The organism is Aeromonas rivuli, assembly GCF_020149575.1.
Taxonomy (GTDB): domain Bacteria; phylum Pseudomonadota; class Gammaproteobacteria; order Enterobacterales; family Aeromonadaceae; genus Aeromonas; species Aeromonas rivuli.
This window is the reverse complement of record NZ_CP079742.1, coordinates 2,587,838-2,604,568: the sequence shown is the minus strand read 5'-3', so window position 1 is coordinate 2,604,568 and position 16,731 is coordinate 2,587,838. Positions and strand designations below refer to the sequence as shown.

Below are 16,731 nucleotides of genomic sequence, written 5' to 3'. Positions count from 1 at the left end.
TCTGAGTAAATTAACAATAGCATCGCTATCCCATGAACCCTACTCGAATCACGGTGAACTTTTTGTATTTTTAATTTTCAGTGCCGATTAATTTATTGGGTGAGGAGACTTGAAAATAGGCTAGTCCCTGCGTGGCCAGATAATCACAGGGTGATCTCCCAGTCATGCAGGATGCAGCTATAAATACGCATCAATTGGCACCCCATTATTATGGTGCCATTAGGGATGTGATTGCAGGCTTGGGGCGAGATTATCGGCGTCAAACCTATTTACATGAGACTTATTTATATGAGGCCCATCAGATCCGCTGACCGAGCCGGCGCCGATAGTGCAGGGGAGAAGAACCCATATGGGTCGAGAAAAACCGCGAGAATACCGAGAGGGAAGAGAAACGCAGCCGTTCGCTGATATCCTGAACACTCAGGTTGGTTTCGGCCAGCCAGCGACAGGACTTATTTATTCGCACCTTTTTTAATAGCAGGCTGAGATTGGTTTCCTCCTGACCGAGGCGAATATTGATGGTCCAGCGACTCATGCCCATGACGGCACAAATATGATCCATGAAACTGGTCTCATCCTGGATATGGTCATTCTCGATGACCTCATCGAGCAGGGAATAGATCAGGGATGAAAAACCCTGTTCATGTTCCAGCGCCGCCACCTTGCGGGTGATCAGCTGGTGCTGATTCTTGTTGAGCAGGGGCAGATAGGTCTCGGCCGGGCTGGCCAGATCGGCCCCCTTGAAGTAGATGATGTTGGCCTCCTGCCCAAACTGGCAGTGGCAGCCGAAGGCATCATCGAGCCGCTTGCGCCCGCGCTCATCGCTCCCGCGCAGGGAAACGGCGCTCTTGGTGGTAGGGGCATAGAGACGGACGAGGGCCCTGAGCAGCATGAAGTTGCCGATGGCGGAGTAGTTGCGCTGCGGCATGCCTGACTCCTCGACATAGCCGATGGCGAGATGCTCCCCCTCCTTGCGCAGGACGAAGTTGTCGCAGTTGCCGATGATGACCCGGTTGCGGATATAGCCGAGCACCGCCTCCTCGGCATTTTTCTGATTGAGGCAATAACCCACCAGCTCCGGGAATAATGCGTAGGCCCCGCTGATGATATGATCATCAGCATCGGTTTGGCGCATGCGTTCTTGCCACAGGAAATCATATGGCTCCGTCTCTTTAATAAAGCGCAGATGCTGTTTGTCCGAGATGCGGCCATCACTCTTATCCAGCTCATATTGGCTGAGTTGACACTGCGCACGGATGGCATCGGTATTAACGCCATTTTCGCGCAGGAAATGCAGCGTCGATCTGGCGATAATATTGGAAACGCTCTTCCCCATATAAGTCCCTTCATGCCTGATAAGTATTATTGTGCTGGCCAGGCAGCATCCTGCTGCGCTGCGCGATTAAGGCATCTTCCCGGTGAGATAACTGCGCGTCAGATCAAATGCAGTGAAACTTAACGTCTGTTGTTGTAACCAAATGTAACGCTGTGATGGCGGTGGTGATATTGAATATCACCACCGCCATGCACAATTCCCGCTCCCGGATGCAAAGCGGGCGCCCTTGTCTTCGCGCTACGCTGCGCAGGCTATTCTGGCTTGTTTGTTCACCTGAACATGGAATGAAAGGGAATCATATGAAACATAATAATAACCTCAACAGATGGAGTGGGGTTGCCATTGCCATCGCAGTGGCCCTGGTGGCGCAAGGATGCAATGACAACAGCTCCAGCGCCAAGACAGAGGTCAACAAGGATAACGCCTATTACCGTGCCCTCGCCGAGGGGATGGTGCAGAAGATGACGCCCGAGGAGCGGCTGGGAATGCTGGTGGGGCCTGGCTATGTGTTTGCCAATGGTGCCTTCGTGGCCAACAAGGATGCCCTGAATAACCTCAAGAGCGATGTGCCCGGCAGCGTGGGCTACATCAACGGGGTTTACAACGCCGAGTCGGGTCTGGACATCGCGGCCAGCAAGCTGGCGGATGGGCCTGCCGGGGTGCGCATCACGCCGACCCGGGACGGGGAAGCGGGCACCTTTTATGGCACCGCCTTCCCGGTGGGCACTTTGCTGGCCTCGACCTGGGATGCGGCCCTGGTCAAGCAGGTGGGGGCTGCCATCGGCAACGAGATCAAGGAGTACGGGCTGGATGTCTGGCTCGCACCCGGCATGAATATCCAGCGCGACCCGCTCAACGGTCGCAACTTCGAATACTTCTCCGAGGATCCGCTGGTGTCGGGAGTGATGGGGGCCGCCGAGGTGGCGGGGGCGCAGGCCCAGGGGGTGGGAACCACCATCAAGCACTTCATCGCCAACAATGCCGAGACCTCGCGCTCCATCGTGGACAACATCATCTCCCCAAGAGCCATCCGGGAGATCTATCTGCGGGGCTTCCAATACGCGGAGGAGCACGCCAACCCCTGGGCGGTGATGACCGCCATGAACAAGGTCAACGGCACCTACACCGGGCAGTGGGCCGATCTCAACACCGCTGTGCTGCGGGGCGAATGGGGCTTCGAGGGCTTCGTCATGAGCGACTGGTGGTCGGGGGACGGTAGCTATGCCGCGATGATCAAGTCGGGCAACGACCTGATTGAACCGGGTGGTCCGGCCCTGCCATATGGTTACGGGGATGCCCTGACCGGCCTGCAGGAGGCCTATGCCGCCGGGGATCTGAGCGCCGACACCATAGCGCAGGGGGCGGTGCGGATCCTGACCCAGGTGCTGAAGATGCCATCGAACCAGGGCTATGTGGCCGGCAATGCGCCGGATCTCGACGGCCATGCTCGCCTCTCCCGGCAGGCGGCCAGCGACGGCATGGTGCTGCTGAAAAACAGCCAGGCCAGTCTGCCCTTGACCAAGGGCAGCAAGGTCGCCTCCTTCGGGATCACCCAGATCAACACGCTGAAAGGTGGGGCCGGCAGTGGTGATGTGAACGCGGCCCATACCGTCAATATGGTGGACGGGCTGGCGCAGCAGTTCGCCGTCGATGCCGGGCTGAAGGAGTTCTATCGCAGCTTCTTCGAGGCGAACAAGACATCGAGCGACTTCGGTGGCATCTCCACCGTGGTGAGCTGCCCGGAGCCGGCGCTGAGCCCGAGCGACATCGGCGCCTACGCCGCCAGCAATGACGTCGCCGTCATCACCCTGGGCCGCAACTCCATGCAAGGGGTGGATCGCCAGAACCTGAAGGGCGACTACCAGCTGTCGGATGTGGAGCAGAGCCTGATCGACGACGTCGCGGCCGCCTTCCACGGCCAGGGCAAGAAGGTGGTGGTGGTGCTCAACATCAGTGGCGTCATGGACACCAGCGCCTGGCAGGATAAGGTAGACGGCATCCTGCTGGCCTACATGCCGGGGCAGGAGGCGGGCAATGCGGTGGCCGACTTGCTGTCGGGGGTCGTCAACCCCAGTGGCAAGCTGACCCAGACCTTCCCCCTCAGCTACACAGATGTGCCCTCGTCCAAGGGCTTCCCAGGTACCGACACCGACGGTGATGGCACCATAGATACCCACTACTACAACGAAGGCATCTATGTCGGCTATCGCTACTATGCGACCTTCGGCAAGGGGGTGAGCTATCCCTTTGGCTATGGACTCTCCTACACCAGCTTCGACTACAAGAACACGGCGATCACGGCCAACAACCTCACCGAGCAAGGGGGCAAGCTGAGCCTGACGACGACGGTGTACAACAGTGGCGACCTGCCGGGCAAGGAGGCCGCCCAGGTCTATGTGGCCGCGCCGGCGGGTACCCTCGGCAAGCCGGCCATCGAGCTCAAGGCATTCGCCAAGACCGGCCTGCTGGCGGCGGGGGCAAGCGAGACGCTGAGCTTCGAGATCCCGGCCACTTGGCTGGCCAGCTTCGACAACCTCAACAGCGAGTGGGTCATCGAGCCCGGGACCTACAAGCTGTATGTGGCCCCGTCCAGCGAGGTGTCGGCCATAGAGCCGCTGACCTTCACCCTGGCCAGCAGGCTGGTGGTCAGCAAGACCACGCCCGGCGCCCTGGCGCTGCCTGCCGGGGTCACCGAGGCCGCTTTCGAAACCCAGTATTGAGGGGAGTAGCAAGGGGGGAGCCTTGGCTCCCCCTTTTCATTCCAGTTTGCCGGTTCAGGCGCCGACGTTGGCACTTGAGCCTGTCTATTTCTGCTGCTGAAGGGTCGTGATCTGCTTGTTCAGGGCCTCCATGTCGCTCTGATGGCGGCGGGTCAGGGACTGTATCTCGGCGGCGGAGCGTGGCTCACCGGTCTGGGATGTCGTGGCCCCGTTGAACCTGGCGATCTCACCTTTCATCTTCTGCTGTTTGGCCTCCATCTCGGCGCGCAGGGTCGCAATCTGGCGCTGCTTCTGGCTGTCGGCCAGATTTTTTTCTATCTCCTGGGTCTGCTTGCTGGCCTCTGCCACCGCCTCGACCGGTGGGGTGTAGACGCGCAAGTCCATGGGTTTGGCGTCACCGCTGCAGGGGATGTCGCTGAAGCTGACGCGGCCGTTGACTGTGCATTGATAGACGGCGGCCTGGGTAACCAGCGGGGCAGTGAGGATCAGGCTGGTGAGGCAGATGGCCAGAATGCGTGACATGGACTCCTCCTTGAATGCGGTGCCTGCACAACCAAGCCTGGGCAGGTGACTTGCCGGTTGCATCGGGTATCTGAAACAGTAGTCGCTGCGGCGAGCCGTTTCATGACAGATTGCCACAGTTTATGAAGGTGTTCTGGCGTTGCCGGCCGGTTTGCCTGTGCGGTGGCTCTCATACAGCCCATCACTTCAAGGTGCTCCAGAGTAGTGACGGGGCTATGTGGGGAAAAAAGTACAAAATACAATCGAAATGTCAGTCCATCCACCGTCACATTCGGGCTATCGGCCCGGTCGCGCGGCCCTGCGTCATATTGTACCTATTGCTTGCTTCAGCCCGTGAGCCGGTGCTGATAGAGGTGCATTGCATGGGGGGCGCGTTGATTACATTCCCAGCGGGGCGCACCCCAAGGTGACGTTGCGAGATAGGGCTATCCGGGATGAGTTCAACAGTCGCAATATAGCGAAATGGGGTCGCCAACATGGGCTGCCCTAAACCCATGCGGTAGTGGCGGAGCAGTGGCAATTGATCGGGCTCCGGTATCAGCCTGGATTGTTTGGATAGCAAGAGTGGTGCTGCTCATATCGAGTAAAACCCCGCCATGGCGGGGTTTTACTTTAAATAACCAGAGAGTCTTTATATCAGGCGTTGGCAGGGATGGTGCATGTAGCGAGGAATTGGCCGGAAGGTTGCTTTTGGTAAACAATGCGCCCACCTCGGCTATATATTTCCTCAACTATCTTAGTCCACTCGTCGCCATATTTATGTGTCACCGTCTTCTCCAGTGGATCATGAATGACCAGAGACGGAGGGATTTCGAAGCCACTGCAGAGAATTGGCTTGATGCTATCAAGCTCTTCGAAATCACTAACAGAGATATCGCGAGCATCAATGGTAAATGTCAGTGAGCCGCCGTTTTTAATGAAACTTTGAAACTCTTGAGTTGTTGAGTCTATGATTGCCATCTCATCTCCTTAAAACATCAAGTCACAGTCATTTAAAATACTGCATAACAATATGCAGGAGCAAAAAAATACCCAGACGAGGGTCCTGTGTCAACCCTTTAATTGATGCCTAGATGTCGCGAAGTTATATTAATGTTTTTGAAAATTAAAATTAAAATTAAAATTAAAATTAAAATTAAAATTAAAATTAAAATTAAAATTAAACTTTAAATTTGTAATTAATATGTGTGAAGAACGTGTAATTAATGGCGTGGCACCTACTGAAATAGCAACCTTATTATACTTCTGTATTTCTAACCCATCATAAACCCTGTCATGGAGGCCCTCTGGTTCGCTGCGGATGACGTAACCAATCGAGGAGTCTTTATGTTGCCTGATATCTATTCTGCTACCACGGCTACCACCAGGACCAAAATAAGGCTGGTGACTATCAGGGAGTGATGTGGTGGTTGCATGAGGGGATGGGTGGCGATAGGCCCGAAGGCTTGCCATCTAGCCGGTGCTATCACTGGGCCTGCTGTTGATTCACCGGCCTTTTACCCCTCTCTAAACGGCTTTCGCACTGGGTCGTTTCCAGGTCGCTGAGGTTGATATACCCAATTGGGTTGAGGGTGTTGTCTTGCACCAACGGATTTTTCATTTTTCGCGGCGGGCGACGGCACTTTGCCGGTTTTCCAGGCAGTTCAACACATCAGAGCACCATAACGGGCCACAATGAGGTATCTTATGCCCCGATTTCATTCATTTAACGGTGTCGAGACCCAACATGATTATAAAACCCAAGGTTCGCGGCTTTATCTGTACCACCACTCACCCGGTCGGTTGTGAAGCCAACGTTCGTCGCCAGATTGCCTACACGAAAGCCAATGGCACCATTGCCAATGGCCCCAAGAAGGTGCTGGTGATCGGCGCCTCCACCGGTTACGGCCTGGCCTCGCGCATTGCCACTGCCTTTGGCTCCGACGCCGCGACCATAGGTGTCTTCTTCGAAAAGCCAAGCTCCGAGACCAAGACGGGTTCTGCCGGCTGGTACAACTCCGCCGCCTTCGACAAGGCTGCCAAAGAGGCCGGTCTCTACGCCAAGAGCATCAACGGCGATGCCTTCTCCCATGAGTGCCGTGCCAAGGTGATCGAGCTTATCAAGGCCGATCTGGGTCAAATCGACTTGGTGGTCTACTCCCTGGCCTCGCCGGTACGCAAGATGCCGGACACCGGTGAAGTGGTGCGCTCTGCCTTGAAGCCTATCGGCGAGACCTATACCACCACCGCCATCGATACCAACAAGGATCAGATCATCACCGCCACCGTCGAGCCGGCGAACGAGGAAGAGATCCAGAGCACCATCACCGTCATGGGCGGTCAGGATTGGGAGCTGTGGATGGCGGCCCTGCGTGATGCAGACGTGCTGGCCGATGGCGCCAAGTCGGTGGCCTACTCCTACATCGGCACCGATCTCACCTGGCCAATCTATTGGCATGGCACTCTGGGGCGCGCCAAGGAAGATTTGGACCGCGCCGCGACCGCCATCCGTGGCTCCCTGGCGGCCAAGGGCGGCACCGCCCACGTGGCCGTGCTCAAATCCGTGGTCACCCAGGCCTCCAGCGCCATTCCGGTGATGCCGCTCTATATCTCCATGGCCTTCAAGATCATGAAAGAGAAGGGCATCCACGAAGGCTGCATGGAGCAGGTGGACAGATTGATGCGCACCCGTCTCTACACCGGCGATCTGGCCCTGGATGACAAGGCCCGCATCCGCATGGATGACTGGGAGCTGCGTGAAGACGTGCAACAGACCTGCCGGGATCTGTGGCCTTCCATCACCACCGAGAATCTCTCCGAGTTGACCGACTACACCGGCTACAAGCAGGAGTTCCTGCGCCTGTTCGGCTTCGGTCTGGACGAGGTGGATTACGACGCGGATGTGGATCCGGACGTGAAGTTCGACGTTATCGAGCTGTAATCTCGCCTGAGTTCCCGCCATGAAAAGGGCCCTGTCTGCTACAGACAGGGCCCTTTGCTATGAACGGCTCATGGGGCCGATAGGCGGGCCTCACCCGGCCCATTGCATCCATGAAAGAGGCTCCCGTGGGAGCCTCTTTTCTACATGTCAATCAGCGACTTACTGCTTGTAACCCTTCAAGAAACGGGCGAGGCGACCAATGGCCTCTTCCAGCTCCTCTTCCCGTGGCAGGAAGGCCAGGCGGAAGTGATCCGGGGCAGGCCAGTTGAAGCCGGTCCCCTGCACCAGCAGCAGCTTCTCTTGCTGCAGCAGGTCGAACACCATCTTCTGATCGTCGCGAATGTCGTACACCTTGGGGTCGAGGCGCGGGAACAGGTAGAGCGCCCCCTTGGGTTTGACGCAGGAGACCCCGGGGATGGCGTTGATCAGTTCCCAGGCTTTGTCTCGCTGGCGACGCAGCCGCCCGCCCGGCAGGATCAGCTCATTGATGCTCTGGTAGCCACCGAGCGCCGCCTGGATGGCATGCTGCATGGGCACGTTGGAGCACAGGCGCATGGAGGCCAGCATCTCCAGCCCCTCTATGTAGCCCTTGGCACGGCCCTTGGGGCCGGTGAGGACCATCCAGCCCTGGCGGAAACCGCAGGCGCGGTAGGCCTTGGAGAGGCCATTGAAGGTCACCACCATCACATCGTCGCACTGGGTGCAGACGCTGGTATGAGAGATGTCGTCGTAGAGGATCTTGTCGTAGATCTCGTCGGCGAAGATGATGAGGTTGTGTTGACGGGCTATCTCGATCAACTCCAACTGGAATTCGCTGCCGTAGACGGCACCGGTCGGGTTGTTGGGGTTGATCAGCACCAGGCCGCGGGTGCGCGGGGTGATGCGGGCACGGATGTCATCGAGATCCGGATACCAGTCGGCCCCTTCATCACAGCGGTAATGCACCGCATGGCCGCCGGAGAGGGTGATGGCGGCGGTCCACAGCGGATAGTCAGGGGAGGGTACCAGCATCTCGTCGCCGTTGTTGAGCAGCGCCTGCATGGCCATGACGATGAGCTCGCTCGCACCGTTACCGATGTAGATATCATCGATATCGATCTTGCGCATCCCTTTTTGCTGGTAGTACTGCATCACCGCTTTGCGGGCGGAGAAGAGTCCCTTGGAGTCGCAGTAGCCCTGGCTCTGGGGCATGTTGAGGATCACATCCTTGATGAGTTCCTCCGGGGCCTCGAAACCGAAGGGGGCCAGGTTGCCGATGTTGAGTTTGATGATGCGGTGGCCTTCGTCTTCGAGACGGCGAGCCTCTTTATGCACAGGGCCGCGAATGTCGTAACAGACATCGTCGAGCTTGTGCGACTTGTCGATGGTGAGCATAGTGACTGAAATCCCCTGGAGCGCGTTGGCGAAAAGGCATGCTTAGAATCAAATTTCTTTGTCCCTATTCTTCACAGAATTGAATGCCAGAACAATCCTCTTTTTAGAATAATTCCCTGTTTATGACCGCTAAAACAGGGTTGCCAAGTTGTTATTTTTAGTGTTTTCGTTTGCTGATGGTGCGGATTTCTAGTGAAAGATGGGGTGGTAGTGGTATATCAACCCTTACTGTATTGAATTACCACCCGCTTGTGGCACGATTAGCTTGCGTAAAAAAGTATCGTTTGGGGGCCTGATTGGCCGCAGAGTGGGTCGGTGTTCAGGCCAGTGCGGCGAAGTGCTCACCGATGGCACCATTGAGGAGAATAAGATGGCAGCGGACATGCAACCCCAGTTACCCGAGCCAGGCCGTTATCGTCACTTCAAGGGCGGCTACTATCGGGTGCTCACCCTGGCTTGGCACAGCGAGACCCGGGAGCAGCTGGTGATCTATCAATCCGAGCAGGATGGCGTGGTGTACGCTCGCCCCCTCGCCATGTTCATGGGGAGCGCCGAGGATCAAGGCCAGGCCGTGAGCCGATTCGCCAGGGTGGCGAGTCAAGCCGGGGAATGATCGGCCATGAGCATGAAAAAGGCGCCCCGGGGCGCCTTTTTGGTATTTCTATGGGGTTACTGATCGAGGCCCAGATTGGCTCTTGCATAGGCTTCGAAATCGGTGCAGCCACCGATGTGCTGCTCGTCCAGGAAGATTTGCGGCACTGTGGTGACGGGTTTACCCGCCTTGGCGGCCAAGTCATCCTTGGTGAGCCCTGCTACCTGGATATCCACGTATTTGAAGTCAAAATCATCGCGTTCCTCACGCAACTGCTCGGCCAGCATCTTGGCGCGCACGCAGTAGGGGCAACCGGGACGACCATAAATTTCTACAAACATCTTCTCTCTCCGATGATACGAGGGCGTTGATATGGGACAGGGCACAGCATAGCGGTGCCCCTGGGTCAGTCAAAGTGGAAATTGTCGATGCCTGCATTCGCCTTGTTCGATGGCACAGGCCCTGCCGGCATCGGTATGCTCACCGCGCCCATTCACGGGCGATCGACGATCTGGAGCGGTTGCTGCTGGTAGATACCCTCGAGTATGCCTTTCTCAAAGACGGTCCATGGCCAGGGCGCCTTGCTGGCACGGTAGCGCTCATGGGTGGCGGGATCCTGGGAGAGGCCACGCTGGAACACCACGAACGCCTTGCGCTGTCCCCCGGCGGTATCGATGAAACCGGCCAGGTTGGAGGTGCCTGTGATGGTGCCCGTCTTGGCATGCACCTTGTTTTTCATCATGGGGGCGGTGACGCTGCGTCGCCACGCCAGGGTGCCGTCAACCTGGGAGCTGGGCAGTAACTTGATAAAGCCCAGCTGGGCATCATTGCGCTGGATAAAGTTCAGCACAGACAGCATCTGGCGGGCGCTGATGAGGTTATGGGCGGAGAGACCCGAGCCATCGGCCAGGGTGGCATTGCCCAGATCGATGCCCTGCTTGGTCAGGATGGCGCGGACCGCCATGGTGCCGCTGCGATAACTGCCCGGCTTGTTGTAGTAGTGGCGACCCACGGTCTTGAGGAAGGTATCGGCATAGGTGTTGTCGGATTTCTTCAGCATCTTGGCCAGCATCACCGGCAGCGGGGCGGAATAGTGGGTTGCCAGCGTCTCGGCACCCTCAGGCGCCTTGTGAGTCACGCGCAGCAGACCGTCATGCTTGACCCCGGCTCTGTCCATGGCCCAGCGAATGTTGTCCCAGCCCCAGGCTTCCACATCGTGGATGGCAAAACGTAGCCCTTGAGGCTCCTTGTTCGGGGTGATACAGCCCTTGAGTTCGTAATGATTGCCCTTGGCCATGTCGACCTCCAGGGCGCAGAACTGGCGTGCCATGTCCCCATAGCTCATCACCTCCACGTTGTCGGCGCTGATGCTGATGGGTACCCCGGTGGCCACATGACCGCTGGCGGGGCGGCCTATCTGGGTGGCGCTGACGGTGCCATAGGCACAGTTCTTGTCGATGATGACCGCAGAGACGGGGGCGGCGAAGCAGAGGGTCTGATCCCCCCAGGACCAGCCATTACCGCGTTCATAGCCGTTGTAGGCGCCGGTATTGACGTGGACATTGCCCTTGATGCGCGTGACGCCAAGCTGCTTGAAGAGGGCGAGCAGATCCATCCGCGACAGGGTGGGATCGCCCACGAAGTTGATCCAGAGATCGCCATTGATGAGATCGCCCTGCTTAGCGCCCGGCTTGACCTGGATATCGGTGGCGAAGCGAAAATCGGCGCCGAGCTCGAGTCGGGCAGCCAGGGCGGTGAGTACCTTCATGGTGGAGGCGGGAGCTATCATGTCATCGGCGTGGCGAGCGTACTCGACGCCATTGTTGCCCTGCACTATCACGGCATATTGACCGCCCTGGGGCGGGGTCAGCGGGGCAGCCAGAGCCGCCAGGGAAACGAAAGCACAAAAACCTGTCAAAAGCCGCTGCATAAAAACCTCTGTGTTAGCCGAGGGGCCGGCGGTGCGCTGTCGCCCCTCAGAATAGAAAAATCGTCTCTTTTACCCATCAGCCGGGTCCCGACCTTAGCCAAGGGTTGGCGGTGCGGCGCCTCATCATCGAGCATGGTCGCTGTCACCTGTCAGTCAGGCTCCGACGTTAGCCGAGGGTGTCGGCAGTGCGATACCGCCCCTCATAATCAAAAATCTTCTCTTTCACCTGCCAGAAGCGCCCTGACTTGCGGGCGATGACGAAATCGGGATGACGGAACTGGGCCTGTGCCGCAAGGACGCTATCCAGGGTGGCAAATTCGGGCTCCAGGCCCGGAGCGCGCCAATGATGACGCACAAAGGCCCGTTGAAACAAGCGTCGCGCCCCTGGGCTGTGGAAAGAAAAATACTCCATCAGGGTCAAACCATCCTCGTCGTGATAGGTCACCTCCAGCCGCTCCCCCTGTTTGCCGCGGCCGGCAGCCAGGGTCAGCCCGGCGGCGCGGATCACCATGCAGTCCTTGAGATTGAGGGCTTCCTTAAGCTTGTCATCCGGGTCGACCAGCAGCTGATAGCAGCTTTGGCAGCGGCGGGCAGCGATGTCGTTTTCACTGCCACAGCCGGGACAAATCTTGGCGCGAAAGCGGTAGTCGCACTCTTCCCGCGCGCCATCGTCATCCTCGAAGAATCCCTGGCAGCGCCGGCCATAGTGTTCAATCACCTGGCCATCCTCATCGGTCTTGCCCCAGAAGGTGTTGGCAAAACCACAGGCCGGGCAGGGTACCTGCACGGGTTCGGTGCCGGCATGGGGCCTGGGCTCCCCCACCTCGGGGGCGAACAGGTTGAAGTTGTTGCCCGCGTAGTCGAGTACCAGGCAATCCGTCTTGCCCGGCGAGAGGCGCAGGCCACGGCCGACGATCTGCTGGTAGAGCGAGACAGACTCGGTGGGGCGCAGCATCACGATGAGATCGACATGGGGAGCATCGAAACCTGTGGTGAGCACGGAGACGTTGACCAGAAACTTGAGCTCCCGCCCTTTGAAGGCGCTGATGAGGGCATCGCGCTCAGGGCCCGGGGTCTCGCCGGTGATGAGGGCGGCGTGCTGCTCCTTGGCGACGAGCAGGCCCTGGATCTCGCGGGCATGCTCGACGGTGGCGGCGAAGACCATCACCCCCTGGCGATCGACTGCGTACTCCAGCACCTGGCTGATGATGTGGGGGGTGACCCGCTGCTGGCGCTTGAGCTCGCCATTGAGGTCCGCCTCGCTGAACAGGCCATTGCCCTTGGGAATCAACTTGCTGAAGTCGTAGTGGACTATGGGGGCATCAACTAATCGGGGCGGCGTGAGATAACCGTGTTTCACCATGTAGCGCAGCGGCAGCTCGAACACGCAGTCGCCAAACAGCCGTTCGCCGTGGCTCTTCACCATGCCGTGATAATGGCGCCGGTAGATCCAGCCCAGCCCCAGTCGGTAGGGGGTGGCGGTGAGCCCGAGGATCTTGAGGGATGGATTGGCGATTTTAAGATGGTCGATCACCTGATGGTATTGGCTCTCCTCATCCAGTGAAACCCGATGGCACTCGTCGATGATGAGCAGGGAGAAGCTGCCCGTGGCAGTGATGGTGTCTACCGAGGTGGCTACCACTGGTGAAACGGGATCGAAGGCGGCCAGATTGCGTGCCACAGACTGCACAGAGCCAAACACCACCTGGGCCTTGGCCTCCTTGCGATCCAGCCCGGCGGCGAAGATATCGGCCTTGAGCCCCCAGGCCTCATATTTGCCGTGATTCTGTTCCACCAGTTCCTTGACGTGGGCCAGCACCAGCACCCGGCCACGGGCTTTGCGGGCGAGTTCTGCGATCACCAGACTCTTGCCAGCCCCGGTGGGCAGCACCACCACGGCGGGATCCGGGTGCTTGCGAAAATGCTGGATGACGGCGTTGACCGCCTCTGTCTGATAGGGCCTGAGCACGAACATGATGGGGAAGCTGACTGATAAAAAGGGCTGGCGGGCATTATAGGGAGGGGAAGGGCTGGGCACAAACGACAGCGGGCCAGTCAGACTGGCCCGCTTGGGGTGATCAATGGAAGGGGAACAGGTAGTTGAGCCAGCTACCCATGCGCATCAGAATTTTACGCATGATGGCCACATGGTGGACATGTTCGGTATAGATGGCGGCCTGGCCACTGGAGCCGGCGATCACCTGATACTTGGCCCACTCGGGATCGGTGATCTCGAGGACGATGGGCAGGCGACCCGGCAGCTGCGCCGTGGTCTGGTCGATGAGGCCCGCCTGAGCCTGAATGTTACCCGGCGCCATGGCGGGGATCACGGACTGCACCTTGGCTTTGAAGATCTTGCCTGGGATGCCGTCCAGCACCACTTCAGCCTCGTCCCCTGCCTTCAGGCGCTGCATGCTGTTCTGCCAGAACCAGCCGACATAGGAGTTGGCATCTTCATGGATGAAGGTCATCACGGGTCGATACATGAAGGGGGCGGCGATCATGCCGGGGCGCAACGCCAGTTGCACGATATGGCCATCGCTTGGGGCATAGACCACTGTCTGCTCCAGATCGTATTTGGCGATGTTTAGCTGGGCCTTGAGGTCATCCAGCGCTGCCTTTTGTTGATCAATCTGGGCGACGATATCGTCCACGTTGGCCTGGGTGACGTCGAGATCCCGTTGTTTGCCGATGCCACGGCGCATCAGCTCCTGAGCACGATCGCGATCCAGACTGGCGGAGCGCAGTCTGGCACTGAGGGCTCTGAGGAAATCTGTGTTGGAGGCGAGCCTGGCGGTCAGGCTGGCAACCCTCTCCTGGAATGGCTCTGCGTCGATACGAAACAGCACATCTCCTTTCTTGACAGGCTGATTCGGTTGGACTGGCACCTCGGTGACGCGGCCCTTGACCAGCGGCACCATGGGGGTGGAGACGTAATAGTTGCGTGCCAGCTCTGAATAGGGGTGGTTGTAGTTCATCAGTACGATGAGCGCCCCGATGATGAAGACCCCGCCCAGCACGGCCGTCGGCACAGTCCACTTGTTGAGGGGGATCTTGAAGAGCTTGAAGATACCGATACAGAGAGCGGTATAAGTAAGGATCAGTAGCAAGTCCATGAAATATTACCTATTTTTTGGGCTGTTCGAGCGTGGCCATACGGGCTTGCAAAGCGGCAAGCTCTTGCTTGATGGTAGAAAGATCATCTTCGTCCTGTTGCAGACGTTGACTGAACCCCCAGCCACGATCGGGGCGATAGATAGTGGCCCAGATCCACAGGAAAGGCCAAAGTACGTGCAATGTAAACAGACTGACCCAACCGGCCACGTGAATGGCATCCTGATGGGGGTGATTGCGATGTTTGGCAATTTCATACGGAATATCGTGAATGACGATAACTCCATAAAACATGACCAAGACGACGAATACCAAGATCCCCAAGGCAATGTAATCAAGCATCCTCAATTTCTCCCATATAAATTTCGAGCTGACACTTTCATCTCGTATCCGCAGTGTTCAGCGGCACATGATGACAGCATATTACCTCAGTGCAAGTGTGCAATAGAGGCGTCCATCTTCTGGTACAGCCTAGGTTCATTGGCCGGTTATTAATCACGCAAAAGAGTTTTTTTTCTGTAAAATCAAACAAGAAATTGATCCGGATCTGTGAGGAACAGAGAAATGGGGGCGCGATGAAAAAACTGTGCAACATGAGTTTGTGGTTGACCGGTCTGCTGTTGACTTGCCTGCTCTTGGCAAGAGTGGGCTGGGCGGCAGAGCCGAGGCGAGAGCCCACCGAGCAGGAGCTGGCCCGGACCCTGGTGCTGCTCCATGAACCTATCGTCATGTTTCAGGCCAAATTTGGTAGCCTGGACGGTGCGGATCGGGTGCGTCGGGTGCATGAACGCCTCGACACCATGAGTGCGGATGACTTGCAGACCCCCATTACCGTCGTCGCGAGCCAGCGGCTCGGCTATGAGACGCGGGAGTTCATGGCCAACGGCAAACGAGTCCTGGTGCTGGTGGACAAGGATCTGGACGATCTCGATGAGCTAACCCTGGATCAAGCGGCCGACCGCGTGCGGGGGCGATTGGAAGAGGTGAGACTCAAGTATCTGGAGCTGCACTCCACGCCTTATCTGCTCAAGGCCACCGGCAAGGCTGTGCTGGCCAGCCTGGTATTCTTCGGCCTTATATGGGGCCTGCAATGGATCCATCGTCGAGTCAGAAAGTGGCTCGCCAATCGACTGTTGCTGCAAAAGGGGTTGATCCCTCACCAGTGGCGCCAGGTGGCGGGCAATGTCGAGGTGCGACTACTGGGGCTGGTGACGCTGCTGCTGGTGTTCATGGTGACCTACGGCTGGCTCACCTACGTATTGGGGCTCTTTCCTCAAACCAGGGCCTGGAGCGATCGGCTGGGCAGCTCGCTGTTTACCCTGTGCGTCGACATGCTGGAGGGCATCATGGCCGCCATGCCGGGGCTGGTGACAGTGTTGCTCATCTTCGTCATGACCCGGCTCTTCATACGTATGCTGGGCATCATCTTTGATCGCATCGAACGTGGCCAGCTACGGATGCAGGGGCTGCATGCCGAGACGGTGGGGGCGACCCGTCGCCTGCTCTCCGTGGTGATCTGGTTGTTTGCCCTGACGGTGGCCTACCCCTATCTGCCCGGCGCCAATTCGGATGCCTTCAAGGGGGTGAGTGTCTTCTTCGGCCTGATGGTGACCCTGGGCTCGGCGGGGATCATGAACCACGCCATGAGTGGTCTGGTGCTCATCTACTCGCGGGCCTTGCGTCCCGGCGATCTGGTACAGATTGGCGAGGTGGAAGGCATGGTGACCGAGCTCAGCGCCCTGTCTACCAAGCTGGTGACGCGCCAGGATCACGAGGTCACCCTGCCCAACGCCGTGGTCGTGGGGGGCAAGGTGGTCAACCTCACCCGCCTCGCCGGCGAGAAGGGAGTGGCCCTGCTCACCAAGGTGACCATCGGCTACGACACCCCCTGGCGTCAGGTGCATGCCATGCTGGAACTGGCCGCCCGGCGCTGTGAGCGGCTCAATCAGGACGAGGCCCCGCTGGTGCGTCAGCTCAATCTGCAGGATTGGTATGTGGAGTACGAGCTGCAGGTGCGCATGAAGGCGGGGTTGCTGCCCGCGGTGGTCAAGACCGAGCTCCATGGCCATATCCAGGATGTGTTCAACGAGTTCGGGGTGCAGATCATGTCCCCCAACTTCATTGCCCAGCCGGAGCAGGCGGTGCTGGTGGCCAAGGAGCAGTGGTACCAGGCCCCGGCCGAAGCGCCCAAGGATCAGGCACCTGGCAACTGAGTCAGGGGTC

The 16,731-nt window shown here is 58.2% G+C and carries 15 protein-coding genes; 5 read left to right on the top strand and 10 right to left on the bottom strand.

Annotated elements, in window-relative coordinates:
* Positions 1–298: 298 nt before the first annotated feature.
* Complete coding sequence (locus KYK33_RS12060; protein WP_224430671.1) at positions 299–1,336, bottom strand: AraC family transcriptional regulator; 1,038 nt, start codon at positions 1,334–1,336, stop codon at positions 299–301.
* Between the two features lie 299 nt (positions 1,337–1,635).
* Here KYK33_RS12060 and KYK33_RS12055 point away from each other — a divergent pair, with 299 nt between their 5' ends.
* Entirely contained in the window at positions 1,636–4,056 is a 2,421-nt protein-coding gene (locus tag KYK33_RS12055) for a beta-glucosidase (RefSeq protein ID WP_224430670.1), read from the top strand.
* 84 nt (positions 4,057–4,140) lie between these two features.
* On the opposite strand, the gene KYK33_RS12050 is transcribed toward KYK33_RS12055, so the two are convergent.
* Positions 4,141–4,578 (bottom strand): DUF4124 domain-containing protein, encoded by a 438-nt coding sequence (locus KYK33_RS12050; protein ID WP_042654512.1) that lies wholly within the window; start codon positions 4,576–4,578, stop codon positions 4,141–4,143.
* 406 nt (positions 4,579–4,984) lie between these two features.
* Here KYK33_RS12050 and KYK33_RS20245 point away from each other — a divergent pair, with 406 nt between their 5' ends.
* Positions 4,985–5,068 carry a hypothetical protein gene (locus KYK33_RS20245; RefSeq protein ID WP_396021398.1) on the top strand — a complete coding sequence of 28 codons (84 nt, stop codon included), beginning with the start codon at positions 4,985–4,987 and terminating at the stop codon, positions 5,066–5,068.
* Between the two features lie 146 nt (positions 5,069–5,214).
* Here the strand turns inward: KYK33_RS20245 and KYK33_RS12040 are convergent, their stop codons facing one another.
* Positions 5,215–5,538 (bottom strand): hypothetical protein, encoded by a 324-nt coding sequence (locus KYK33_RS12040; RefSeq protein ID WP_224430668.1) that lies wholly within the window; start codon positions 5,536–5,538, stop codon positions 5,215–5,217.
* Positions 5,539–5,667: 129 nt separating this feature from the next.
* The gene (locus KYK33_RS12035; RefSeq protein WP_224430667.1) at positions 5,668–6,030 is read right to left on the bottom strand and encodes a hypothetical protein; all 363 of its coding nucleotides are present in this window, start codon (positions 6,028–6,030) and stop codon (positions 5,668–5,670) included.
* 274 nt (positions 6,031–6,304) lie between these two features.
* Here KYK33_RS12035 and fabV point away from each other — a divergent pair, with 274 nt between their 5' ends.
* Positions 6,305–7,498, top strand: a complete 1,194-nt coding sequence (fabV, locus tag KYK33_RS12030) for an enoyl-ACP reductase FabV (RefSeq protein WP_042042227.1) — start codon at positions 6,305–6,307, stop codon at positions 7,496–7,498.
* 159 nt (positions 7,499–7,657) lie between these two features.
* Here the strand turns inward: fabV and KYK33_RS12025 are convergent, their stop codons facing one another.
* Positions 7,658–8,872 carry a pyridoxal phosphate-dependent aminotransferase gene (locus KYK33_RS12025; RefSeq protein WP_224430666.1) on the bottom strand — a complete coding sequence of 405 codons (1,215 nt, stop codon included), beginning with the start codon at positions 8,870–8,872 and terminating at the stop codon, positions 7,658–7,660.
* A gap of 370 nt (positions 8,873–9,242) precedes the next feature.
* Here KYK33_RS12025 and KYK33_RS12020 point away from each other — a divergent pair, with 370 nt between their 5' ends.
* Positions 9,243–9,485: a DUF1653 domain-containing protein gene (locus KYK33_RS12020; RefSeq protein ID WP_224430665.1), complete on the top strand. Its 243-nt coding sequence runs from the start codon at positions 9,243–9,245 to the stop codon at positions 9,483–9,485.
* A 56-nt stretch (positions 9,486–9,541) separates the two neighbouring features.
* Here the strand turns inward: KYK33_RS12020 and KYK33_RS12015 are convergent, their stop codons facing one another.
* From KYK33_RS12015 to KYK33_RS11995, 5 genes are all read right to left on the bottom strand, one after another.
* Positions 9,542–9,805 (bottom strand): GrxA family glutaredoxin, encoded by a 264-nt coding sequence (locus KYK33_RS12015; RefSeq protein WP_042042225.1) that lies wholly within the window; start codon positions 9,803–9,805, stop codon positions 9,542–9,544.
* A gap of 152 nt (positions 9,806–9,957) precedes the next feature.
* Positions 9,958–11,394 carry a D-alanyl-D-alanine carboxypeptidase/D-alanyl-D-alanine endopeptidase gene (gene dacB / locus KYK33_RS12010; RefSeq protein WP_042042224.1) on the bottom strand — a complete coding sequence of 479 codons (1,437 nt, stop codon included), beginning with the start codon at positions 11,392–11,394 and terminating at the stop codon, positions 9,958–9,960.
* A 166-nt stretch (positions 11,395–11,560) separates the two neighbouring features.
* Complete coding sequence (locus KYK33_RS12005; RefSeq protein ID WP_224430664.1) at positions 11,561–13,369, bottom strand: DEAD/DEAH box helicase; 1,809 nt, start codon at positions 13,367–13,369, stop codon at positions 11,561–11,563.
* 103 nt (positions 13,370–13,472) lie between these two features.
* Positions 13,473–14,510 (bottom strand): HlyD family secretion protein, encoded by a 1,038-nt coding sequence (locus KYK33_RS12000; protein WP_224430663.1) that lies wholly within the window; start codon positions 14,508–14,510, stop codon positions 13,473–13,475.
* Between the two features lie 10 nt (positions 14,511–14,520).
* Complete coding sequence (locus KYK33_RS11995; RefSeq protein ID WP_084218196.1) at positions 14,521–14,850, bottom strand: DUF3302 domain-containing protein; 330 nt, start codon at positions 14,848–14,850, stop codon at positions 14,521–14,523.
* Positions 14,851–15,083: 233 nt separating this feature from the next.
* Between KYK33_RS11995 and KYK33_RS11990 the strand changes: the two genes are divergently transcribed.
* Complete coding sequence (locus KYK33_RS11990) at positions 15,084–16,721, top strand: mechanosensitive ion channel family protein (protein ID WP_224430662.1); 1,638 nt, start codon at positions 15,084–15,086, stop codon at positions 16,719–16,721.
* Positions 16,722–16,731: the final 10 nt, after the last annotated feature.